The sequence below is a fragment of the Amycolatopsis thermalba genome, from assembly GCF_003385215.1.
Lineage (GTDB): Bacteria > Actinomycetota > Actinomycetes > Mycobacteriales > Pseudonocardiaceae > Amycolatopsis_E > Amycolatopsis_E thermalba.
The window spans coordinates 22,573-43,686 of the sequence record NZ_PQHW01000057.1 but is presented as its reverse complement, the minus strand read 5'-3'; the positions used below and the strand labels follow the sequence as shown (position 1 = coordinate 43,686).

Sequence of the window (21,114 nt, the reverse complement as noted above, 5' to 3'; positions counted from 1 at the left end):
TTACGGTGGTGCATGGACGGGTCTTTCTCTCGGCGGATGAGTGGGTCGCACTTCTCATCCTGCCGCCGAAAGACCCGTCCCCTCGTCTCAAGCCCCCGCAGCCGACACCAACGTCATGACCCGCAACAGCTAGCGGGACCCACCGACATTTTTGAATCGCCGCAGGTCAGCCTGCGCTTCCGGGAGCCGGTCGGGGAACCGGTGCGCGATCACGAACCGCCAGCACACCCCGAACAGATCACGCAGCCGCACCCACGGCGCCAGCTCGTCCGGATCGGGGCCGTCCGGGTACGCGGCGACCGCGGCGCGGCCGTTCATCCGGGAGGTCAGCGCCAGGCACGCCAGGTCCCAGAGGACCGGCCCGGCCCACGTGTCCTCGAAGTCGAGCCAGCGCGGCCCGCTCGCCGTGGCCAGCAGGTTGCCCGGATGCGCGTCGCCGTGCAGAGCCTGCGCCGGGCCGTCGGGCAGGACCGCCGCGAGCGCCTCGACCTCGTCCGCCAGTTCCGCGGGCAGGTCGAACCGCGCGATCCAGGACCGGGCCTCGGCCAGCGGGCCCGGCGCGTCCAGTTCGTCCGGGAAGCCGCGCAGGGCGGCGTGCAGCTCGGCCAGCGACCAGGCTACCTCGGCGGCGGAGAAGACGTGATCGGGGTCGTGACGTGTGAAACGCCACAGTGTCACCGGAAGGCCGTTCGCGAGGTGCGGACCGGGGCTTTCGAACGGCGGTATGACCGGAGAATCCCGCATCTCGAGGAACGACGAAAGTGCCACTTCGCGCGCCAGCGACTGGAGCACCCCGGGCCGCGCGACCAGCGTCGTTCCGGGCACCCTGGCCACGATCGCACCCAGTCTCACCAGCACGTTCGACCGCGTGGCCAGCACTTCCGGGTACTCGGCGGGCAGCTGGAACCTCTTGCCGACCTCGACCGCGGCCGCCACGGCGGCGGTCGTGTACCGGTCTCCCATGGCGTGATCTTCCCAGCCGGTGCGCACCGGTGTCGGGGGCGAGGGATACGATCCGGACTGGTCGCGTCGCCGCGGCCGCTGACACACCGAAGAGGACCTTGGAGGCAGGAGTGACAGCCGTAGCCCCGCAGCCGATTGTCACGCGTCCGTACCCGGCGCGACAGGAGGCCAAGGGTTCGTTGCTGCTGCGGTTGTTCCGCACGACGGACCACAAGCAGATCGGCATCATGTACCTGGTCACGTCGTTCGCCTTCTTCATGGTGGGCGGCGCGATGGCGATGCTGATCCGCACCGAGCTGGCGCGCCCGGGACAGCAGTTCCTGTCGCAGGAGCAGTACAACCAGCTGTTCACCATGCACGGCACGATCATGCTGCTGCTGTACGCGACGCCGATCCTGTTCGGGTTCGCGAACTTCGTCATGCCGCTGCAGATCGGCTCGCCGGACGTGGCGTTCCCGCGGCTGAACGCCTTCTCCTACTGGCTGTACCTCTTCGGCGGCATCATCACCGTCTCCGGCTTCCTGACCCCGGGTGGCGCGGCCGACTTCGGCTGGTTCGCCTACACCCCGCTGTCGGACGCCATCCACTCGCCGGGCATCGGCGCGGACATGTGGATCGCCGGCCTCGCGGTCTCCGGTCTGGGCACCATCCTCGGTGCGGTCAACATGGTCACCACGATCGTGTGCCTCCGGGCGCCCGGCATGACCATGTTCCGGATGCCGATCTTCACCTGGAACATCCTGGTCACCAGCATCCTGGTGCTGCTCGCCTTCCCGATCCTGACCGCGGCGCTGATGGGCCTGATGGCCGACCGGCACATCGGGGCGCACGTGTTCGACCCGGCCAACGGCGGGGTGATCCTCTGGCAGCACCTGTTCTGGTTCTTCGGGCACCCCGAGGTGTACATCGTCGCGCTGCCGTTCTTCGGCATCGTCTCCGAGATCATCCCGGTGTTCTCGCGCAAGCCGATCTTCGGCTACAAGGGCCTGGTCTTCGCGACGCTGGGCATCGCGGCGCTGTCGGTCGCGGTGTGGGCGCACCACATGTACGCCACGGGTGCCGTGCTGCTGCCGTTCTTCTCCTTCATGACCTTCCTGATCGCGGTCCCGACCGGTGTCAAGTTCTTCAACTGGATCGGCACCATGTGGAAGGGTCAGCTGAGCTTCGAGACGCCGATGATCTTCTCGGTCGGCTTCCTCGTCACGTTCCTCTTCGGTGGTCTGACCGGCATCCTGCTGGCCGCCCCGGCCATCGACTTCCACGTGTCGGACAGCTACTTCGTGGTGGCGCACTTCCACTACGTGCTCTACGGCACGATCGTGTTCGCGACCTTCGCCGGCATCTACTTCTGGTTCCCGAAGATCACCGGGCGGATGCTCGACGAGAAGCTGGGCAAGCTGCACTTCTGGACCACGTTCCTCGGCTTCCACGCCACGTTCCTGGTCCAGCACTGGCTGGGTGCGGAGGGCATGCCGCGCCGGTACGCCGACTACCTGGCCAGCGACGGCTTCACCACGCTGAACACGATCTCGACGATCGGCGCCTACATCCTGGGCGCGTCGACCCTGCCGTTCATCTACAACGTGTTCAAGAGCTACCGCTACGGCGAGCTCGTCACGGTGGACGACCCGTGGGGCTACGGCAACTCGCTGGAGTGGGCCACCTCGTGCCCGCCGCCGCGGCACAACTTCACCGAGCTGCCCCGGATCCGTTCCGAGCGGCCGGCGTTCGAGCTGCACTACCCGCACATGGTCGAGCGGATGCACCACGAGGGTGAGATCGGCTTCTTCGGCAAGCCGAAGGTCCACGCCGGGGTCAAGGCCCCGTCGCAGGCCCTCACCGACGCGGTCATCCCGGGCGACCACGACAAGGACAACGCGAGCGAGCAGTGATCCGCGGCGTCCGGGTAGGAACGAGACCATGACCCCGGTGCTGATCACGACGACCGGGCCGGACAAGCCGGGTGTCACCTCGGTCCTCTTCGCCGCTCTCACGCGGCACGGGGTCGAGATGCTCGACGTCGAACAGGTCGTCATCCGCGGCCGGCTCACCCTCGGTGTGCTGGTCGCGGTGGCCGACGACCCGGAGGGCCTGCAGGAGTCCGTCGAGCAGGCGATGGCCACCGTCGCCATGCACGTCGACGTCCGGGTCGGGGACGAGATCGGGGAGGACCCGTTCGCCCCCGCCCGGCAGGGCTCGACACACGTCGCCGTGATCCTCGGGCGGCCGCTGACCGCCCGCGCGTTCACCGACTTCGCCGGACGGCTGGCCGCGCTCGGCGCCAACATCGACGCGATCCGCCGCATCGCCGACTACCCGGTCACCGGGCTCGAGGTGCACCTGTCGGTCGCGGAGGACACCGAGCAGGCCGACACCGAGCTGCGTGCCGCGGTCGCGGACGTCGCGTCCGCCGGTGGCGTGGACATCGCCATCGAGCGCGGCGGGCTCGCGCGGCGGGCCAAGCGGCTCATCGTGTTCGACGTGGACTCGACCCTCATCCAGGGCGAGGTCATCGAGATGCTGGCCGCGCACGCCGGGGTCGAGCCGAAGGTCCGCGAGATCACCGAGGCCGCCATGCGTGGCGAGCTGAACTTCACCGAATCCCTCGAACGGCGCGTCGGGCTGCTGGCGGGGCTCCCCGAATCGGTGCTCGACGAGGTGGGCGAGCAGATCCAGCTGACCCCGGGCGCGCGCACCACGGTCCGCACGCTCAAGCGGCTCGGGTTCCGCTGCGGTGTCGTGTCCGGCGGGTTCACGCGGATCATCCAGCCGATCGCCGACCAGCTCGGGCTCGACTTCGTCGCGGCCAACGAGCTGGAGGTCGTGGGCGGCAAGCTGACCGGGCGGGTCGTCGGCGAGATCATCGACCGCGCCGGGAAGGCGACCGCGCTGCGCCGGTTCGCCGACCACTACGGCATCCCGCTGGCCCAGTGCGTCGCGGTCGGCGACGGCGCCAACGACATCGACATGCTCAAGGCGGCCGGAATGGGCGTCGCGTTCAACGCGAAGCCCGCGCTGCGCGAGGTCGCGGACACCGCGCTGTCCCACCCGTACCTCGACGCCGTGCTGTTCGTCCTCGGAGTCAGCCGGGCGGAGGTCGAGGCCGCGGACGCGGCCGACGGCCTCTCGCTCGCCCGGCCATGAGCGTGCTCGGCCCGCTGGCCGCCCGGTACGCCACCTGGCTCGGGCTGCCGGCGGAGGAGACCGCGCTGCCGGAGGCCGCGCCCGAAGAGGTCCGGGCGATGCCGGTCATCCTGCGGCTGGAGAAGGCTGAACCGCCGTCGCGCACTCCGTTGCTCGAAGCCGCCGCCACCGCGGCGCTCGCGGTCTGCCTGGACGAGCGCGCGCGGCCGGGCGGGGAGTGGCACGAGCCGGTGCACGACTGGGTGTCCGGGCACATCCGCAAGGTCGCCCGGCGGGCTCGCGGTGCGCACTGGGTCGCGGCGCAGGACTTCCCCGGGGTGACCGTGTCGGTCGGCGGGGCCGAGGTGCGGGCGCTGGTGCCGGGCCGGGTCGTCGACGTGCCGAAGGAGATCAGCCGTCTGCAGATCTCGGGCAGCGACCTGCCCGCCGACGAGCCTGGTCCCGCGCCGGACGACCTGCCGTTGTTGCTGCTCAACCCCGAGGTGTCGATGACCGTCGGCAAGGCGGCCGCGCAGGTGGGGCACGGCACGATGATCCTCGCGTCGATGCTGCGCGACGACGAGCTGGCCGCGTGGGCCGAGCGGGGCTACGCGTGCGCGGTGCGGACCGCGACGGTGGCCCAGTGGAAGCAACTGCACCCGGGCGACGATCCCGCGGGCGCCTGGCGTGAGCGGCGCGTCGTCGCCGTGCGGGACGCCGGGTTCACCGAGGTCGACCCCGGAACCGTCACGGTCCTCGCCCAGTGGCGCTGACCCCGACCGAGGAGAGCGTGTGAGCCTGGACGTCCGCCGCGAAGGCGAGCACGAGTTCGTCGGGCGCAATGAACGTGGTGCGTCGGTGCGGATCGGCCGGAAGGGAGCGCCCGGGGCGTTCTCGCCGGCGGAGCTGCTGCAGATCGCGGCGGCCGGATGCGCGGCGGTGACGGCCGAGGAGCTGATCACGCGCCGGACGGACGCGCCACTGCGCGCGGCGGTGAGCGCTGATCGGCGGGAGGGCGCGTCCGAACTGGACGCGGTGCACGTGCTCTTCGACGTCGACCTGTCGACCCTGCCGGCCGACGAGCGCGACAAGCTGGTGGCGGCGGTGGACCGGGCGATCGAGCGGTTGTGCACGGTGTCGCGGACGCTGAAGAAGGGGATCCCGGTGACGGAGGAGTTCGCCGGGTAGGAGCGCCTCGTGGCGGCGCGTTCAGGGTGGGGAAGCGTGACCGCCGGGGGCGGATCCCCTGGGGGTGAGCTCGGAACCCGCGGGGCGTGCGCGGGACCCGTGGCGCGCGGGGCGCGCGCATGGGCGCGGTTCGCAGCCAGGGAAGTGGCTCGCTGCGCGAGCGTGGGACTCGCGGGCGTGAGTGTGGGACTCGCGGGCGTGAGTGTGGGACTCGCGGGCGTGGGTCGGAGCTTGCGAGTTGTCCGCGGTGGTCTCTCGTCAGCTGGCGGCGGCGTCCAGGCGTTTGAGCGCCGCTTTGGCTACCTCTGGGTCGTACGTCGGCCAGAACGGGGGGAGCGAGGAGCGCAGGAAGCCGCCGTAGCGGGCCGTTGCCAGGCGTGAGTCCAGCACCGCCACCACGCCCCTGTCGCCGACCGAGCGGTGCAGCCGGCCCGTGCCCTGCGCCAGCAGCAGCGCCGCGTGGGTGGCCGCCACCGTCAGGAAACCGTTGCCGCCGTGGGCTTCCACCGCCCGCTGGCGCGCCGACGACACCGGGTCGTCCGGGCGCGGGAACGGGATCCGGTCGACGATCACCAGTTGCAGCGACGGCCCGGGCACGTCCACGCCCTGCCACAGCGACAATGTCCCGAACAGGCACGTCCGCGCATCCTCCGCGAACTTCGTCACCAGCAACGACGTCGCGTCCTCGCCCTGGCACAGGATCGGGAACTCGATCCGGTCCCGCAGCGCCTCGGTCGCCTGCTTCGCCGCGCGCATCGACGAGAACAGGCCCAGCGTCCGCCCACCGGCGGCCTCGATCAGCGACGCGATCTCGTCCAGCGTCCGCTCACCGAGACCGTCGCGGCCCGGCGGCGGCAGGTGCTTCGCCACGTACAGGATTCCGTTGCGCCGGTGGTCGAACGGCGAACCGACGTCCAAACCGGACCACTTCAGCTCCTCGTCGTCCGCCGGGGCGGCCTTGTCCGTCGCCGCGCCCTCGGCCTTCACCACCCGAGCCTGCGACGGCGGCAGCCCCCACTGCCGCGCCAGCGTGTCGAACGCGCCGCCCAGCGCCAGCGTCGCCGACGTCAGCACCGTCGTCTTCTGCGCGAACACCCGCTCCCGCAGCAGACCGGCCACCGACAGCGGAGCCACGTGCAGCATCGGCGGGCGGTTGGCGAACGAGAACTTGTCGTTGGACAGCCACACCACGTCCCGCTGGTGCGCGGTGTCCTCGGCGAACGCCTCCAGCAGCCGCACCGCGGTGTCGTGCACCTCCTCCAGCTGCGAGCGCGCGAGCTTGCGGGCCGTGGCCTCCTCGACGTCCTCCTTGCGGTCCGAACCCAGCGCGGTCAGGCACGCGTGCGCCCCGTCCCGCACCGCGGCGACCGCACCGCCCAGCGCCTTCGGCAGCGTGTCCATCCGCCCGGCCGGCAGGTCCTCCAGGATCATCGCCAGACCTTCGGAAGCCTCCTGCAGCCGGTCGGCCGTGTCGGCGTCGATCAGCTTCCCGCAGCGCCGCACCGCCACCGCGACCGCCGACGAGGTCAGCTCGCCGGTCGCGACCGACGTGACCCGGTCGACCAGCTCGTGCGCCTCGTCGATGATCACCAGGTCGTGCTCCGGCAGCACCTGGTAGCCCTGCAGCGCGTCGATCGCCAGCAGCGCGTGGTTGGTGACCACCACGTCCGCCTTGCCCGCCTCGCCGCGCGCCCGCTCCGCGAAGCAGTCCTGGCCGATCGGGCACCGCGCCACGCCCAGGCACTCCTTGGCGGTGACCGACACCTGCCGCCACGCCTGCTCGGACACGCCCGGCACCAGCTCGTCGCGGTCACCGGTCTCGGTGTCGGAGGCCCACTCGCGCAGCCGCGTGACCTCCTTGCCCAGCCGCGACACCGCGAACGGGTCGAACAGCGCCGGGTCCTCCGGCTCCTCCGGCGCGCCCGAGTCGAGCCGGTGCAGGCACAGGTAGTTGCGGCGGCCCTTGAGGATCGCGAACGTGGGCAGGCGGCCCAGCGGCTTCTTCAACGCCTTCGCCAGGCGGGGCAGGTCGCGGTCGACGAGCTGGCGCTGCAGCGCGATCGTCGCCGTCGACACGACCACCGTGGTGTCCTTCTCGACCGCGTGCCGGATGGCCGGGACCAGGTACGCCAGCGACTTCCCGGTGCCGGTGCCCGCCTGCACGGCCAGGTGCTCGCCGGTGCGGATCGCGCGGCCGACCGCCTCGGCCATCTTGACCTGCCCCGGGCGCTCCGCACCGCCGAGCGCCTCGACAGCGGTCGTGAGGAGCTCGTTGACACCGGGGAACGCAGTACGGACGGCCACCAGGACACGGTACCGGGGGCCACCGTCAGGAACGGGCCACCGCCCCGCTCCCGGAAAGATCGAGATCCACTCGTCCGGGTGGCATCCGGCCGGGTGGGTCACGCCGGCCGGGTGTCCTGCCGATTGTCGAGGAGGGATTTCCTCAGGCGAAAGGAGCGGCTCATGCAGCGGGCCAGGCGAATCGTGGTGGTGGCGGCCCTCCTCGGGGCGGCGGTGGCCGTGCCGGCGAGCGCGCAGGCGCAGCCGGAGGCGACCGGCGCCGGTTCGGTGGGGGCGGTCGACATCACGGTCGACGGCGTGTCGGCGCACTCGGACCCGATCGCGCCGTGCGTCGTGGACGCCACCGCGGAGGGCCGCACCGACCCGATCACCGTCGGCACGCGCACGAAGTACGGCCTGAGCAGCACCACGTGCACCCGCAACCCGGACGGCACCGCGAGTGTGAAGGTGACCGGCCAGCGGTTCGAGACGAGCGTGCTGCAGCAGTTCGGCGGCCCGGTGATCAAGGCCAGGACGTTCGGCGCGGGGTGCAACACCACGGCCAACGGCAGCAACGGCTACATGCAGCTGGGCACCGTCACCGGCATCACGGTGCCGCAGAACATCCCGACGAACCACGTGATCACCATCCCGGGCACGACGCCGGGCGCGCCGCCGATGGCGGAGGTCGTGCTGAACGAGCTGATCGTGCCGGTGCCGGCGGACGGCAGCCTGACCACGAACGCGATGCACATCAAGCTGTTCCCGCAGGGCGGCCCGGCTTCCGGGGACATCCTGGTCGGATCGGCGAGCTGCGCGCCGTTCGGGCTCTGACGCGCGCGCCGGGGGGACGGCGGTAGTCGGCGCGGCGGGCCGCAGCGTTGTGGGTTGGTGGCCGGCCGGGCTGCGATGGTGGGGACCGGTGGCGTGGGGCCCGCGCCTGCCGGTCGCGATGCGGCGGGGATGGGGGACCGTTGGCGCTGAGCGCACCCGTGTGGGGTGGAGGCGCCGGGCGCGCCGGAGGCCGCCGGCGCGATGGGGCGCTGGGCCTGCGGCCGGCCGCGTTGCGGCGGTGCCGGAAACCTGCGGCGCCGCCTGCCGGTGCTCGCTAGGCGTAGCGGTCAGCGGTGGTCGCCACCTGTGATGCCCGCTTGGCCAGCTCGTCCAGCCTGCCGCCGTCGAGGGCGTCGCCGAGGAGGGCCGAGCCGACGCCGACCGCGAGGGCGCCCGCGGCCAGGTAGCCGTCTACATCGGACAGCGACACGCCGCCCGCGGGCACCAGCGGCACCTCCGGCAGCGTGGACTGGACCTCCTCCAGGTACCGCACCCCGCCGGAGGTGGCCGCCGGGTACAGCTTCACCGCGGCCGGCCCGTACCGCCAGGCCGCGTCGACCTCCGTGGGCGTCAGCGCGCCGCACACGATCGGCAGCGCGTACTCCTGCGCGCGCCACAGCACGTCGGGCGAGAACGTCGCGCTCGCGATGAAGTCCACGCCCGCCGCGGCGCACCGGTCCACCGCGGACACCGTGCGCACCCCGCCCGCGCCGATCAACGCGTCCTGCCCCAGTTCGACCTGCAGCACCCCGATCGCATCCAGCGCGCCCGGTGTCGCCAGATCGACCTCCAGCACACCGAGACCCGCCTCGTAGAGGACCTGGCCCGCGTCGGCGAACCAGGCCGACGAGTCCGCCCGCAGGATCCCCATGACGCGGCTGGTCGCCAGCCGCTCCCGGAAGCGGTTGTTGTGCTTCCGCAGCACGGTGCGCATCAGCCGACCCGCGGGGTGCCGACGAGGTCCACACCCGCCGCGCGCAGTTGCTCCAGCGCCGCGTCCACGGTCTCCCGCGCGACACCCGCGGTGAGGTCCAGCAGGACCCGCACCGAGAACCCGGCCGCCGCCGCGTCCAGCGCGCTCGCCCGCACGCAGTGGTCGGTCGCGATGCCGGCCACCTCGACCTCGGTGATCCGCCGCTCGCGCAACCAGTCGGCCAGCTTCTCGCCGGCGTCGGTGTGGCCCTCGAACCCGGAGTAGCCGTCGCTGTACTGGCCCTTGGAGAACACCGCCGTGATCGGGCCGACGTCGAGCGCGGGGTGGAACGACGCGCCCGGCGTCCCGGCCTCGCAGTGGCGCGGCCAGGACCGCACGTAGTCCGGGTTGTCGCTGAAGTGCGCGCCCGGGTCGATGTGGTAGTCGCGGGTCGCGGCCACCGCCGAGTAGCCGCCGCGCGCGAGGTGCTCGCTGATCTTCGCGGCCACCTCGGCCCCGCCGGCCACGGCGAGCGAACCGCCCTCGCAGAAGTCGTTCTGCACGTCGACGACGATCAGTGCCTTGCTCATCACGCCTCCTGGGGGAAGACGGTGGGGATCGCGGGTTCGCCGCTGGAGAGCTTGAGCCCCTCCCACGGCAGGCTGACCAGCCCCTCGCGCAGCCGCTGCCTGCTGTCCTCCAGCGTGGGCAGGTCGTCCACCGGCTTGCCACCGCGCACCAGCGGGATCGGCAGCTCGCGGTCGTACTCCCCGGCCTCGGGCCGCTGGCCGGCCGCGTAGACGACCTCCTCCAGCGCCGTCCCGGTCGGCTTGTGCCGGCGCAGCGCGGACTTCTCGCCCCCGCGCGAGGCCTTGTTCTCGCTGCGCTTGGCGACCGGGCGGCCGTCGACCTCGACCAGCTTGTAGACCATCCCCGCGGTCGGCGCGCCGGACCCGGTGACCACCGAGGTGCCCACCCCGTAGGCGTCGACCGGCTCCGCGCGCAGGGCCGCGATCGCGTGCTCGTCGAGGTCGCCGGACACCACGATCCGGGTGTCCTTCGCGCCCAGCGAGTCCAGCTGCTCGCGCGCCTTGCGGGCCAGCACGCCCACGTCGCCGGAGTCGATGCGGATCGCGCCCAGCTCGGTGCCGGCCACGCGCACCGCGGTCTCGATGCCGCGGGTGATGTCGTAGGTGTCGACCAGAAGGGTGGTGTCGGTGCCCATCTTCTCGACCTGGGCGCGGAAGGCGTCCTCTTCGCTGTCGTGCAGCAGCATGAACGCGTGCGCCACGGTGCCGCGGGTCGGGATGCCGTAGCGGCGCCCGGCCTCCAGGTTCGAGGTGGTCGCGAACCCGCCGATGTAGGCGGCGCGCGCGGCGGCGACCGCGGCCATCTCGTGGGTGCGCCGGCCGCCCATCTCGATGATCGGCCTGCCGTGCGCGGCCGAGGACATGCGCGCCGCGGCGGAGGCGATGGCGCTGTCGTGGTTGAGGATGGACAACGCGACGGTCTCCAGCAGGACCGCCTCGGCGAAGGTCCCCCGTACGGTGAGGATCGGCGAGCCGGGGAAGTACAGCTCGCCCTCGGGGTATCCGTCGATGTCACCGCCGAACCGGTAGTCCGCCAGCCAGGACAGCGTGTCGTCGTCCACCACGGCGGTGGCCGCGAGCTGGTCGATCTCGGCGTCGGTGAACCGGAAGTCGGCGATCGCCTCCAGCACCCGGCCGGTGCCGGCGACCACGCCGTAGCGCCGTCCGGCCGGCAGCCGCCGGGCGAACACCTCGAACACGCACTGGCGGTCGCCGGTGCCGTCGGCGAGGGCGCTGCCCAGCATCGTGAGCTCGTAGTGGTCGGTCAGCAGGGCGGTGCTGCCGTGCGTCTCGGGGAAACCCATGGGATCAGACTATGAGGTACTTGCGCGTTCGGCCGAATCACCCGAACAGACCCACCACCGGTCCACGTCATGCCGGTTCCGTGACACCATGGGTCGCATGACCACGCCTGTCGCATCCGAACAGACGCAGGTTGAACCACTCGGCACCGAGGCGGGCGCCGAAGACCAGCCGTGGCAGACGATCGTCTGGAACGACCCGGTGAACCTGATGTCGTACGTGACGTACGTCTTCCAGAAGCTGTTCGGCTACAGCCGCGACCACGCGACCAAGCTGATGCTGGACGTGCACCACAAGGGGCGCGCGGTGGTGTCCTCGGGTACCAAGGAGAAGGTCGAGGCGGACGTGACGAAACTGCACGCCGCGGGGTTGTGGGCGACGATGGAGCACGCTTCGTGAGGGGCTGGCAGCGCAAGGGCGGCCGCGTGCACGCCGGGTTCGAGCAGCAGGAGGCCGCGGTGCTGCGCGGCCTGGTGAGCCAGCTCGAGGACATGCTGCGGGCGCGCGCCGAGGAGGCTCCGCAGGACCCGCTGGCCGAGCTGACCGGCATCCGCACCGGCCCGTCGCAGTCGCCGGACGACCCGGTGCTGTCCCGCCTGCTGCCGGACTACCACAAGATCGACCCGGACACGCCCAGCCAGGAGGTCCTGGACTCGGCGAGCGCGCTGCGGTCGCTGCACGAGCCCGAGCTGGTCGACGCGAAGGTCGGCGTCGCCACGGTGGTCCTGGAGACCCTGCCGCGCGACGGCGGTGACGTGAAGCTGACCTACGAGCAGGCCGACGCGTGGCTGTCCGCGCTCAACGACGTCCGCCTGGCGCTGGGCACCGCGCTCGACGTCACCGAGGACATGCCCGACGAGCTGCCCGAGGACGATCCGCGGGCGCCGCACCTCGGGGTCTACCACTGGCTGACCTGGGTGCAGGAGAGCCTCGTCCAGGCGCTGACCGCGTGATCACGGACGTGCCCGGGGTGCTCGTGGGGCACCACCACCGGATCGGGGACGGCTGGGCGACCGGGACCACCGTCGTCCTCACGCCGCCGGGCACGACCGGCGCGGTCGACCAGCGCGGCGGCGCGCCCGGCACCCGCGAGACCAACCTGCTGGAGCCGGAGAACCTGGTCCGCCACGTCGACGCGATCTGCCTGTCCGGCGGCAGCGCCTACGGGCTCGCGGCCGCCGACGGGGTGATGCGGTGGCTCGGGGAGCAGGACCGCGGGTTTCCGGTCGGCACCGAACCGCACGAGGTGGTGCCGATCGTGCCCGGCGCGGTGATCTTCGACCTGCCGCGCGGCGAGTGGGGCAACCGGCCGGACGCCTCCTTCGGCTACGCCGCGTGCGAGGCGGCGGGTGTCGCGGTCGAGCAGGGCAGTGTCGGCGCGGGCGCCGGGGCGGTGGTCGGGTCGCTCAAGGGCGGGGTCGGCACGGCGAGCGAGCGCGTGGGCGGCTTCGTGGTCGGCGCGCTGGCGGTGGTCAACGCGCGCGGCGAGGCGGTGTCGTTCGAGACCGGGCGCCCCTTCGCGGCCGACCACGAGGTGGCGGGCGAGTTCGGGGCGCGCTGGCCGGACCGGGCGGCCTCGGTGCCCGGGCGGGAGACGGACCTGAACACCACGATCGGCGTGGTGGCGGTCGACGCGGACCTGTCGAAGGCCGAGTGCCGTCGCCTCGCGGTGGCGGCGCAGGACGGCCTGGCGCGCGCGGTGCGCCCGGCGCACTCGATGTTCGACGGCGACACCGTGTTCGCCCTGGCCACGGGCGCGCGGGACCTGCCGGCGGCCGAAGGGCCCTTCGGGGTGACGACACGCGCGGCCGGGCTGGACGAGCTGTGCGCCGCCGCGGCGCGGGTGTTCGCGCGGGCCTGCGTGCACGGGCTGGTGAGCGCCCGCGGCGTGGCCGGGGTGCCCGCCTACCGGGACGTGTGGCCGGAGGCGTTCGAGTAACGCGGCTGCCGTGGGGGCGATCTGATGGCCGTGAAGCGGGAACGGGAGTGGGCGGTCGTGGTGCACAACGACCACGTGAACTCCTACCAGTCGGTGGTCTACGCACTGCACGGCACGCTCGGGATGCCGGTCGAGCGGGGCATGGAGTTCGCCGGCGTCGTGCACCACCAGGGGATCGCCGAACTGACCCGGTTCGCCTCCCGCGACCAGGCCGAGGCGCTGGTCGCCGAACTGCAGGTGCTCGGTCTGCACGCGACGCTGCAGGGTGTCTGACGTGGACTTCCTGAACGCGCACGCGCTGCCGGACGGCCAGGTCCTGGTCGAGATGTCCCCGAACGTCGCCCAGTGCCTCTACGCGATCGCCGGGGAGCTGCTGACCGCGCTGGAAACCGGCCACCGCGGCCGGCGTCCGCTGCGCGACGAGGACCTCTTCCCCGACGCCTACCTGCTCATCCGCGAGGCCAGGGGGTTCCGCGAGCGGCACGGCGCGGCGATGCGCGAGCGCGTGACCACCGCCGTGCGGGCGATCGTGCGTGGCTGGCCGGGCACCCCGGCGTTCACGCTCGACCCGGCCTCGCTGCGGGCCTGGATGATCACCTTCGGCCACGCCCAGGTGCTCTACCTGCGGAAACCCCGGTGGCGGGACGGCCGTGCCTGGGACCGCTTCCCGGTCACCGAGCGGGACGTCACCCTCGGGTGGCTCGCCCACGCCCAGGACGCCGTGGCGCTGGCGTGCGCAGTCTCACTCTGTGAACCCCCGGTGTCCGGCACGTAAGATGTCCGTCGTGCTTCGGATCCGCCGTGAACTCGTCGACGAGATCGTCGCCCACGCCCGCCGGGACCACCCGGACGAGGCGTGCGGGGTGATCGCCGGTCCCGAGGGCTCCGACCGCCCCGAGCGGTTCATCCCGATGCTGAACGCGGCGCGCTCGCCGACGTTCTACGAGTTCGACTCCGGTGACCTGCTCAAGCTCTACCGCGAGATGGACGCGAACGACGAGGTCCCGGTCGTGATCTACCACTCGCACACCGCGACCGGGGCCTACCCGTCACGCACCGACGTGTCCTACGCCTCCGAGCCCGACGCGCACTACGTGCTGGTCTCCACCCGCGACCCGGAAACCCACGAGTTCCGGTCGTACCGGATCGTGGACGGGGTCGTCACCGAGGAGCCCGTGGAGATCACGGAATAACGCCGGGCAGCCCGACGTCTGTCCTGGAAGAAACCCAAGCGGAGGTAGTTACCCATGGCCGTGACCGTGTCCATCCCCACCATCCTGCGTACGCACACGGGTGGTCAGAAGTCGGTCGAGGCGTCCGGCAAGACCGTGGCCGAGGTGATCGACGACATCGAGTCCCGGCACGGCGGCCTCAAGGCCCGCCTGGTCAAGGAGGACAAGCTCCACCGCTTCGTGAACGTCTACGTCAACGACGAGGACGTGCGCTTCGCCGGTGGCTTGGACGCCGAGGTCAAGGACGGCGACACGGTCACCATCCTGCCCGCGGTGGCCGGCGGCGCCAGCTAGGTCATGGCCCGGTACGAATCGCTGCTCGAAGCCCTCGGCGGCACGCCGCTGGTGGGGTTGCCCCGGCTGTCCCCGACGCACGACGTGCGCCTGTGGGCCAAGCTCGAGGACCGCAACCCGACCGGCTCGATCAAGGACCGGCCCGCGCTGGCCATGATCGAGGCCGCCGAGCGCGACGGCAGGCTGCGCCGTGGGTCCACGATCCTCGAGCCGACCTCGGGCAACACCGGCATCTCGCTCGCGATGGCCGCCAAGCTCAAGGGCTACGGCCTGGTGTGCGTGATGCCGGAGAACACCTCGGCCGAGCGCAAGCAGCTGCTCCAGGCCTACGGCGCGCGGATCGTGTTCTCGCCGGCGGCGGGCGGCTCGAACGAGGCCGTGCGGCGCGCCAAGGAGCTGGCCGAGAAGAACCCGGACTGGGTGATGCTCTACCAGTACGGCAACCCGGCCAACCCGGACGCGCACTACCGCGGCACCGGTCCCGAGCTGCTCAAGGACCTGCCGACGATCACCCACTTCGTCGGTGGCCTGGGCACCACGGGCACGCTGGTCGGCGTCGGCCGGTACCTGCACGAGCAGAAGCCGGACGTGCAGATCATCGCTGCCGAGCCGCGCTACGGCGAGCTGGTGTACGGGCTGCGCAACCTCGACGAGGGGTTCGTGCCGGAGCTGTACGACCCGGACGTGCTCAACGGCCGCTACTCGGTGGGCGCCTACGACGCGCTGCGCCGCACGCGTGAGCTGCTGGAGCACGAGGGCATCTTCGCCGGCATCTCGACCGGCGCGGTGCTGCACGCCGCGCTCGGGGTGGCCGAGAAGGCCGCCGCGAAGGGCGAGAAGGCCGACATCGCGTTCATCGTCGCCGACGCCGGCTGGAAGTACCTGTCCACCGGCGCCTACAGCGGCACGCTGGACGAGGCCGCCGAGCGCCTCGACGGGCAGCTCTGGGCCTGAGCGAGACCGGGGAACGCCCCTCTTCCGCCTCGGGAGAGGGGCGTTTCGCTGCTCGGCCAATTCAGGGTTTTCACCCGATTCCGCGGGTCCGCGCCGCTCGTACCGTGGAGTCATGAGCACGTTGCCCGCACCTCAGGCCGACCAGGCGAAGCGCGTCCTGCCGGCGAAGCCGAAGACCGCCGCGCTGGTGGTGCTGGCGTTCACCGCGCTGCTGTACCTCGTCGAGGGTCTCGACGTCGTGCTGAACAACCGGCTCGACGCCGAGGGCATCGCGCCGCGCTCGCTCGGCGGGCTGGACGGCGTGGTGTGGGCGCCGCTGCTGCACGGCAGCTGGGCGCACCTGCTGGCCAACACGCTGCCGGTCGTGGTGTTCGCCTTCCTCGCGATGGCGAGCGGAATCGCCCGCTGGGCGCTGGTGACCGCGACGATCTGGCTGGTCAGCGGGCTGGCCGTGTGGCTGACCGCGGAGCCGGGCACGATCACCATCGGCGCGTCCGGCCTCGCCTTCGGGTGGCTGGCGTACCTGCTGGTCCGCGGCCTGTTCAACCGCGCGTTCTGGCAGATCGTGCTCGCCGCGGTGCTGATCATCGGCTGGGGCGGGATGCTGTGGGGCGTGCTGCCCGGCCAGCCCGGCATCTCGTGGCAGGCGCACCTGTTCGGTGCGCTCGGCGGGGTACTGGCCGCCTGGTTCGCCGCGCGATCCGGGCGGAAGCGGGCGGTACCCTCGACTCCGTGAGCAGTCGTGAGGCCCCGATCGGTGTGTTCGATTCCGGCGTCGGGGGCCTGACGGTCGCCCGCGCGATCCTCGGCCAGCTGCCGTCCGAGCAGCTGCGGTACGTCGGGGACACCGCGCACAACCCGTACGGTCCGCTGCCCATCGCGCGGGCGCGGGAACTCGCACTCCAAGCGCTGGACAAGCTCGTCCAGGACGGGGTGAAGGCCCTGGTCATCGCGTGCAACACGGCGTCGGCGGCGTGCCTGCGGGACGCGCGGGAGCGCTACGACGTGCCGGTGATCGAGGTCGTGCTGCCCGCGGTGCGGCGGGCCGTCGCCGCCACCCACACCGGCCGGGTCGGCGTGATCGGCACCGAGGGCACCATCCGGTCCCGCGCCTACGAGGACGCCTTCGCCGCCGCGCGGGACGTGTCGGTCACCAGCGTCGCGTGTCCCCGGTTCGTGGACTTCGTCGAGCGCGGGGTCACGTCCGGGCGCCAGGTGCTCGGCCTCGCCCAGGGGTACCTCGAACCGCTGCTGCGCGCTGAGGTCGACACGCTCGTGCTCGGCTGCACGCACTACCCGTTGCTGACCGGGGTCCTGCAGATCGTCATGGGCCCGGACGTCACGCTCGTGTCCAGCGCCGAGGAGACCGCCAAGGACGTCGTCCGCGTGCTCACCGAACGGGACATGCTGGCCGAACGGGACACCCCGCCCCGGCACGAGTTCATCGCCACCGGCTCGCCGGAGCCGTTCGTCCGGCTCGCGCAGCGTTTCATGGGATTCGCGCCCGGCGTGCTCTCGCCCCTCAGCGCCTGAGCTGGCAGGGTGTTCTTCCGTGCGACTGACGATCCTCGGTTGCTCGGGCAGCGTTCCCGGCCCGGGCCAGCCCGCGTCCGGGTACCTGCTCGAAGCGGACGGCTTCCTGCTCGGCCTCGAGTTCGGCAACGGCGTGTTCGCCGAGCTGCAGAAGTGGTGTGACCCGTTCGACCTGGACGCGCTCGTGCTGTCGCACCTGCACCCGGATCACTGCGCGGATTTCAGCGCGCTCACCGTGCTGCGCCGCTACCACCCGGCCCCGCCCCACGACACCACCGCGCGCCGGCTGCCGGTGCACGGCCCGGCGAACGCGCCGGTGCGGCTGGCGATGGCGTACGCGCCGAACGAGGCGGAACTGGCCGAGACCGACCTGTCCGACGTCTACGAGTTCCACGCGCTGTCCGCCGAGCCGGTGAAGATCGGACCGTTCGAGGTGACCGCGGTCCCGGTCGACCACCCGACCGAGGCGTTCGGGCTACGGGTGCGCCACGCCGGCCGGACGCTGGCCTACACCGGCGACACCGGGCCCTGCGACACCCTCGCCGACCTGGTCCGCGACGTCGACGTGCTGCTCGCCGAGGCGTCCTGGACCGACGCCGCGGACCGGCCGCCGGGCGTGCACCTGTCCGGCAAGCAGGCGGGCGAGCTGGCGCGGGACGCGGGGGTGGCGCGGCTGCTCATCACGCACGTCGCGCCGTGGAGCGACTCCGACGCCATCCTCGCCGAGGCGCGGGCGGTGTTCCCGGGCGCGACGCTCGTCGAGCGGGGCGCGGTCTACGACATCTGAGGCCCGCCGCAGCGCCGCCCAGCAGGCCAGGCCGATCGGGATGATCAGCCAGCAGGACAGCAGCCGGTAGATCAGCGCGGCCGCGGCGGCGGCCGGTTCCGTGGCACCCGCCGCGACCAGGCCGGTGAGCAGGCTGACCTCGATGACGCCGATGCCGCCCGGCGTGAGCGGGATCTGCCGCACGAGCTGCACCGCGAGGTAGAGCGTCGCCAGTTCGAGCGGGCCGAGGCCGATGCCGGCGGCGCGGGCAGGCCGCGATCAGGCAGACCAGGTCGCCGAGCCAGTTCGCGGTCGCCGCGGCCAGCGCGAGCGCCGACAGGACGCCGGAGAGGACCATCACCGCGGCCGCCGCCTTCCGGTCCGCGCCACCGGCCCGGAACTGCTGGAAGGCGTACGCGGCGGACACGGCCGACCCGGCGGGGAGGCTGATCGAGATGGCGGAGCGGCTGTAGGTCAGGGCCAGCACGCGCCGGCGTCGCAGGGTCACGCCGAACGCGGTGAGCAGCCGTCGCTGCTGGCGGGCGAACATGCCCATCGACACGAACTCGGCGGCCGCCGCGACGGCCAGCCAGCGGGGGTCCGCCTCGCGCAGCGCGGCGCCGACCGCCGACGGCGAGGGAAGGCGGTCGCGCAGGGGCAGGACCACGATCGCCAGGACGGCCACCAGCCCGAGGCCGGTCCAGAGTCCGCGCCGCATCACGCACCCCCCTAATTCACTATACGATGAATTCTCCTCTCGTGCGCGAGTTTGTCAACGGGCGATGAATTACGCCGGGAGGTAGTCCTCGGCCAGGGCATCCGCGTAGGCGGCGAACAGCGCCAGGAAGTTCAGCGTCCCGCCGGGCACGTCGAACTCGGCGAGGTCGTAGGCCAGGTGCGAGCCGCGGTGGGCGGGGACGTCGTTGGTGACGTCGGTGAACCAGTCGAGGAAGGTCAGCTGCCGCTGGTCGCCGGGGCCGACCGGCGGGGTCAGCAGGTCGAGCAGCATCGGGCGGTTGCGCAGCGTCCAGCGGTAGAACTCGGAGAACTGGTAGAAGCGCTCCTCGACCGGCGTCGCCGCGACGCCGTGCACCCGTTCGGCCAGCGCCACGCCGTACTCGGTGGAAGCCTGCTCGGCCTCGCTCCACGCGCGGTCGTGCACCGACCGCAGGGACAGGCGTCCGTCACGCAGGCGGGTGAGATAGCTCGCCCACAAGGACGCACCGGGGTTGCCGAAGGTGTCCGTGCTGTCCCCGCGGGCCAGCGCGATGCCCCGTTCGATGCCCTCCAGGATCCCGGCATCCACATAGGACACCCAGGTGCCCGGTTCGCCCAGCTCGCGGTCGGCGAAGAACCGCAGCACGCCCTCGATGTTGCGCCAGCGCGGCGCGTAGCCCGGCACGATGTCGGCCGCCGGGCCGGCCGAGAGCGCGCGCACGAACGCCAGCCGCTGCGCGATCGTCATGCCGTTGATGTCCTCGGCGGTGCAGGTCAGCGTGTTCGCGCAGGTGGTCGTGGCCGCGGTGGCCGGCGCGGCGGTCAGGCACAGCAGGCAGGCGAGCAGGGTCGCGAAGGCGGCGCGCATGAACAGGCACAGTAGCGGGGTTCTACGCTGCACGCGTGGTGCGAAAAGACGGCAGGAACGACGACCAGCTCCGCGACGTGAAGATCACGCGGGGATTCCAGCAGTGGCCGGCCGGCTCGGTGCTCATCGAGTTCGGCAACACGAAGGTGCTCTGCGCGGCGAGCGTCAGCGAGGGTGTGCCGCGGTGGCGGACCGGATCAGGCCTGGGCTGGGTCACGGCCGAGTACGCCATGCTGCCCTCGGCCACGCACGACCGCAGCGACCGCGAGTCGGTCAAGGGGCGCATCGGCGGGCGGACCCACGAGATCAGCAGGCTCATCGGCCGCTCCCTGCGGGCCTGCATCGACCTGGCCGCGCTCGGCGAGAACACGATCCAGCTCGACTGCGACGTGATCCAGGCCGACGGCGGCACCCGCACGGCCGCGATCACCGGCGCCTACGTGGCGCTGGCCGACGCCGTCACCTGGCTCGCGGCGGCCGGGCGGCTGGCCGACCCGCAACCGCTTTCGGCGATGGTGTCCGCGGTCAGCGTCGGCGTGGTGGACGGGCGCGTGCGCCTGGACCTGCCCTACGAGGAGGACTCGCGGGCCGAGGTGGACATGAACGTCGTGGCCACCGACGCCGGGACGCTGATCGAGGTGCAGGGCACCGGCGAGGGCGCCACCTTCACCCGTTCCACTTTGGACAAGATGCTGGACCTGGCGCAGACCGGGTGCGCGGAGCTGACCCGGTTGCAGTCGGCGGCGCTGGCCGAGCCGTACCCGTACGAGCTGCCGGAGCCGGTGGCGGGCAAGAAGAAGGGCTCGAAGTGACCCGGGTCCTGCTCGCCACGCGCAACGCCAAGAAGCTCGGCGAGCTGCGGCGCATCCTCGCGGCGGAGGGCATCGAGGGGCTCGAGGTGGTCGGCCTGTCCGACGTGCCGGAGTTCCCCGAGGCGCCGGAAACCGGCGCGACGTTCGAGGAGAACGCGGTCGCCAAGGCCAGGGACGCCGTCGCGGCCACCGGGCTGCCCGCGATCGCGGACGACTCCGGCCTGGCGGTCGACGCGCTGAACGGGATGCCCGGTGTGCTGTCCGCCCGCTGGGCCGGCCGGCACGGCGACGACCAGGCGAACCTGGACCTGGTGCTCGCGCAGCTCACCGACACGCCGGACGAGCGCCGGGGCGCGGGCTTCGTGTGCGCGGCCGCGCTGGTGCTGCCGGGCGGGGAGGAGACGGTCGTCCGCGGCGAGTGGCGCGGGCGGCTGGTGCGGAAGCCGCGCGGTAGCAACGGCTTCGGGTACGACCCGGTCTTCGTGCCGGAGGGGGAGACCCGCACGTCGGCGGAGATGGCACCGGCGGAGAAGGACGCGGCCTCCCACCGCGGCCGCGCACTGCGAGCGCTGCTGCCCGCGTTGCGCGAGCTGGCCGGAAACTGAGGTTGGAGCCCGGGAGCTACGTGGCTCGGGTGGCTCCCGGGGAGTTCGCGGGTTGCGCGCGGTGCTGCCCGCGGTGCGAAGTCGCTGGACGCTGAAGTTCGAGCCTGGCAGCCACCTGGCCCGGGTGCTCGGGGGAGTTCGCGGGTTGCGCGTGTTGGCGGCGCCGTGCGGGCCGCTCCCGCTATAGCGCCTGCGAGC

Annotated in this window: 24 protein-coding genes and 1 pseudogene; 18 read left to right on the top strand and 7 right to left on the bottom strand. The window is 72.3% G+C overall.

The features are described from left to right. Positions 1-129: 129 nt before the first annotated feature. Positions 130-963, bottom strand: coding sequence for a phosphotransferase (locus D0D15_RS21825; protein WP_162830633.1), 834 nt, complete (start codon positions 961-963; stop codon positions 130-132). A gap of 110 nt (positions 964-1,073) precedes the next feature. Here D0D15_RS21825 and ctaD point away from each other — a divergent pair, with 110 nt between their 5' ends. From ctaD to D0D15_RS21805, 4 genes are read left to right on the top strand one after another with little or no spacing between them, the layout of a single operon-like run. Beyond that, positions 1,074-2,855 carry an aa3-type cytochrome oxidase subunit I gene (ctaD, locus tag D0D15_RS21820; protein ID WP_026153888.1) on the top strand — a complete coding sequence of 594 codons (1,782 nt, stop codon included), beginning with the start codon at positions 1,074-1,076 and terminating at the stop codon, positions 2,853-2,855. A gap of 28 nt (positions 2,856-2,883) precedes the next feature. Further along, on the top strand, positions 2,884-4,107 hold the full coding sequence (gene serB / locus D0D15_RS21815; protein WP_094008972.1) for a phosphoserine phosphatase SerB: 1,224 nt from the start codon (positions 2,884-2,886) through the stop codon (positions 4,105-4,107). Next, on the top strand, positions 4,104-4,859 hold the full coding sequence (locus D0D15_RS21810; protein WP_094008973.1) for a peptidyl-tRNA hydrolase: 756 nt from the start codon (positions 4,104-4,106) through the stop codon (positions 4,857-4,859). Before serB ends, D0D15_RS21810 begins: the two co-directional genes overlap by 4 nt. A 19-nt stretch (positions 4,860-4,878) precedes the next feature. Next, on the top strand, positions 4,879-5,274 hold the full coding sequence (locus tag D0D15_RS21805; RefSeq protein ID WP_094008974.1) for an OsmC family protein: 396 nt from the start codon (positions 4,879-4,881) through the stop codon (positions 5,272-5,274). 258 nt (positions 5,275-5,532) lie between these two features. On the opposite strand, the gene D0D15_RS21800 is transcribed toward D0D15_RS21805, so the two are convergent. Then, positions 5,533-7,578 carry an ATP-dependent DNA helicase gene (locus tag D0D15_RS21800; protein WP_094008975.1) on the bottom strand — a complete coding sequence of 682 codons (2,046 nt, stop codon included), beginning with the start codon at positions 7,576-7,578 and terminating at the stop codon, positions 5,533-5,535. A gap of 162 nt (positions 7,579-7,740) precedes the next feature. Here D0D15_RS21800 and D0D15_RS21795 point away from each other — a divergent pair, with 162 nt between their 5' ends. Beyond that, a complete protein-coding gene (locus tag D0D15_RS21795) occupies positions 7,741-8,391 on the top strand; it encodes a hypothetical protein (protein WP_094008976.1) in 651 nt (216 codons plus the stop codon). 274 nt (positions 8,392-8,665) lie between these two features. Here the strand turns inward: D0D15_RS21795 and D0D15_RS21790 are convergent, their stop codons facing one another. Genes D0D15_RS21790 through D0D15_RS21780 form a run of 3 tightly spaced genes read right to left on the bottom strand, consistent with a single transcriptional unit; the run spans position 8,666 to position 11,198 of the window. Continuing rightward, entirely contained in the window at positions 8,666-9,325 is a 660-nt protein-coding gene (locus D0D15_RS21790; RefSeq protein WP_094008977.1) for a bifunctional 4-hydroxy-2-oxoglutarate aldolase/2-dehydro-3-deoxy-phosphogluconate aldolase, read from the bottom strand. Further along, positions 9,325-9,894 (bottom strand): isochorismatase family protein, encoded by a 570-nt coding sequence (locus tag D0D15_RS21785; RefSeq protein WP_094008978.1) that lies wholly within the window; start codon positions 9,892-9,894, stop codon positions 9,325-9,327. Before D0D15_RS21785 ends, D0D15_RS21790 begins: the two co-directional genes overlap by 1 nt. Continuing rightward, positions 9,894-11,198: a nicotinate phosphoribosyltransferase gene (locus D0D15_RS21780; RefSeq protein ID WP_094008979.1), complete on the bottom strand. Its 1,305-nt coding sequence runs from the start codon at positions 11,196-11,198 to the stop codon at positions 9,894-9,896. The genes D0D15_RS21785 and D0D15_RS21780 overlap by 1 nt, the downstream gene beginning before the upstream one ends. Before the next feature lie 97 nt (positions 11,199-11,295). Between D0D15_RS21780 and clpS the strand changes: the two genes are divergently transcribed. The 11 genes from clpS to D0D15_RS37160 all read left to right on the top strand — a co-directional run bounded on the left by clpS (position 11,296) and on the right by D0D15_RS37160 (position 17,935). Then, the gene (gene clpS, locus D0D15_RS21775) at positions 11,296-11,595 is read left to right on the top strand and encodes an ATP-dependent Clp protease adapter ClpS (RefSeq protein WP_115944692.1); all 300 of its coding nucleotides are present in this window, start codon (positions 11,296-11,298) and stop codon (positions 11,593-11,595) included. Then, on the top strand, positions 11,592-12,149 hold the full coding sequence (locus tag D0D15_RS21770; RefSeq protein WP_094008981.1) for a DUF2017 domain-containing protein: 558 nt from the start codon (positions 11,592-11,594) through the stop codon (positions 12,147-12,149). The genes clpS and D0D15_RS21770 overlap by 4 nt, the downstream gene beginning before the upstream one ends. Continuing rightward, complete coding sequence (locus tag D0D15_RS21765) at positions 12,146-13,135, top strand: P1 family peptidase (protein ID WP_094008982.1); 990 nt, start codon at positions 12,146-12,148, stop codon at positions 13,133-13,135. Before D0D15_RS21770 ends, D0D15_RS21765 begins: the two co-directional genes overlap by 4 nt. 24 nt (positions 13,136-13,159) lie before the next feature. After that, the gene (locus tag D0D15_RS21760) at positions 13,160-13,408 is read left to right on the top strand and encodes an ATP-dependent Clp protease adaptor ClpS (protein ID WP_094008983.1); all 249 of its coding nucleotides are present in this window, start codon (positions 13,160-13,162) and stop codon (positions 13,406-13,408) included. 1 nt (position 13,409) lies between these two features. After that, positions 13,410-13,910 carry a hypothetical protein gene (locus D0D15_RS21755; RefSeq protein ID WP_094008984.1) on the top strand — a complete coding sequence of 167 codons (501 nt, stop codon included), beginning with the start codon at positions 13,410-13,412 and terminating at the stop codon, positions 13,908-13,910. Between the two features lies 1 nt (position 13,911). Beyond that, a complete protein-coding gene (locus D0D15_RS21750) occupies positions 13,912-14,328 on the top strand; it encodes a M67 family metallopeptidase (protein ID WP_162830632.1) in 417 nt (138 codons plus the stop codon). 54 nt (positions 14,329-14,382) lie between these two features. Further along, the gene (locus tag D0D15_RS21745; RefSeq protein ID WP_094008985.1) at positions 14,383-14,661 is read left to right on the top strand and encodes a MoaD/ThiS family protein; all 279 of its coding nucleotides are present in this window, start codon (positions 14,383-14,385) and stop codon (positions 14,659-14,661) included. Positions 14,662-14,664: 3 nt separating this feature from the next. Then, on the top strand, positions 14,665-15,615 hold the full coding sequence (locus D0D15_RS21740) for a PLP-dependent cysteine synthase family protein (RefSeq protein WP_094008986.1): 951 nt from the start codon (positions 14,665-14,667) through the stop codon (positions 15,613-15,615). 112 nt (positions 15,616-15,727) lie between these two features. Beyond that, positions 15,728-16,351, top strand: coding sequence for a rhomboid family intramembrane serine protease (locus tag D0D15_RS21735; protein ID WP_094008987.1), 624 nt, complete (start codon positions 15,728-15,730; stop codon positions 16,349-16,351). After that, positions 16,348-17,148 (top strand): glutamate racemase, encoded by an 801-nt coding sequence (gene murI / locus D0D15_RS21730; RefSeq protein ID WP_094008988.1) that lies wholly within the window; start codon positions 16,348-16,350, stop codon positions 17,146-17,148. The genes D0D15_RS21735 and murI overlap by 4 nt, the downstream gene beginning before the upstream one ends. A 19-nt stretch (positions 17,149-17,167) precedes the next feature. Continuing rightward, on the top strand, positions 17,168-17,935 hold the full coding sequence (locus D0D15_RS37160; protein WP_094008989.1) for an MBL fold metallo-hydrolase: 768 nt from the start codon (positions 17,168-17,170) through the stop codon (positions 17,933-17,935). A gap of 72 nt (positions 17,936-18,007) precedes the next feature. Here the strand turns inward: D0D15_RS37160 and D0D15_RS37155 are convergent. Both D0D15_RS37155 and D0D15_RS21715 read right to left on the bottom strand, forming a co-directional pair. Then, positions 18,008-18,127 (bottom strand): annotated as a pseudogene (locus D0D15_RS37155) (UPF0104 family protein); the annotation flags it as partial. A gap of 574 nt (positions 18,128-18,701) precedes the next feature. Further along, positions 18,702-19,499: a hypothetical protein gene (locus tag D0D15_RS21715; protein WP_094008990.1), complete on the bottom strand. Its 798-nt coding sequence runs from the start codon at positions 19,497-19,499 to the stop codon at positions 18,702-18,704. 35 nt (positions 19,500-19,534) lie between these two features. On the opposite strand from D0D15_RS21715, the gene rph reads away from it, so the two are divergent. Together rph and rdgB are read left to right on the top strand one after the other, a co-directional pair. Continuing rightward, positions 19,535-20,311 (top strand): ribonuclease PH, encoded by a 777-nt coding sequence (gene rph / locus D0D15_RS21710; RefSeq protein WP_094008991.1) that lies wholly within the window; start codon positions 19,535-19,537, stop codon positions 20,309-20,311. Beyond that, a complete protein-coding gene (rdgB, locus tag D0D15_RS21705; RefSeq protein ID WP_094008992.1) occupies positions 20,308-20,916 on the top strand; it encodes an RdgB/HAM1 family non-canonical purine NTP pyrophosphatase in 609 nt (202 codons plus the stop codon). The genes rph and rdgB overlap by 4 nt, the downstream gene beginning before the upstream one ends. Positions 20,917-21,114 lie beyond the last annotated feature (198 nt).

What these genes read in the sequence shown, in the direction of transcription:
- D0D15_RS21825 (WP_162830633.1), bottom strand. Translation starts at nt 963, where the DNA reads ATGGGAGACCGGTACACGACCGCCGCCGTGGCGGCCGCGGTCGAGGTC.
- serB (WP_094008972.1), top strand. Translation starts at nt 2,884, where the DNA reads ATGACCCCGGTGCTGATCACGACGACCGGGCCGGACAAGCCGGGTGTC.
- D0D15_RS21810 (WP_094008973.1), top strand. Translation starts at nt 4,104, where the DNA reads ATGAGCGTGCTCGGCCCGCTGGCCGCCCGGTACGCCACCTGGCTCGGG.
- D0D15_RS21795 (WP_094008976.1), top strand. Translation starts at nt 7,741, where the DNA reads ATGCAGCGGGCCAGGCGAATCGTGGTGGTGGCGGCCCTCCTCGGGGCG.
- D0D15_RS21790 (WP_094008977.1), bottom strand. Translation starts at nt 9,325, where the DNA reads ATGCGCACCGTGCTGCGGAAGCACAACAACCGCTTCCGGGAGCGGCTG.
- D0D15_RS21785 (WP_094008978.1), bottom strand. Translation starts at nt 9,894, where the DNA reads ATGAGCAAGGCACTGATCGTCGTCGACGTGCAGAACGACTTCTGCGAG.
- D0D15_RS21780 (WP_094008979.1), bottom strand. Translation starts at nt 11,198, where the DNA reads ATGGGTTTCCCCGAGACGCACGGCAGCACCGCCCTGCTGACCGACCAC.
- clpS (WP_115944692.1), top strand. Translation starts at nt 11,296, where the DNA reads ATGACCACGCCTGTCGCATCCGAACAGACGCAGGTTGAACCACTCGGC.
- D0D15_RS21760 (WP_094008983.1), top strand. Translation starts at nt 13,160, where the DNA reads ATGGCCGTGAAGCGGGAACGGGAGTGGGCGGTCGTGGTGCACAACGAC.
- D0D15_RS21750 (WP_162830632.1), top strand. Translation starts at nt 13,912, where the DNA reads ATGTCCGTCGTGCTTCGGATCCGCCGTGAACTCGTCGACGAGATCGTC.
- D0D15_RS21745 (WP_094008985.1), top strand. Translation starts at nt 14,383, where the DNA reads ATGGCCGTGACCGTGTCCATCCCCACCATCCTGCGTACGCACACGGGT.
- D0D15_RS21740 (WP_094008986.1), top strand. Translation starts at nt 14,665, where the DNA reads ATGGCCCGGTACGAATCGCTGCTCGAAGCCCTCGGCGGCACGCCGCTG.
- D0D15_RS21735 (WP_094008987.1), top strand. Translation starts at nt 15,728, where the DNA reads ATGAGCACGTTGCCCGCACCTCAGGCCGACCAGGCGAAGCGCGTCCTG.
- D0D15_RS21715 (WP_094008990.1), bottom strand. Translation starts at nt 19,499, where the DNA reads ATGCGCGCCGCCTTCGCGACCCTGCTCGCCTGCCTGCTGTGCCTGACC.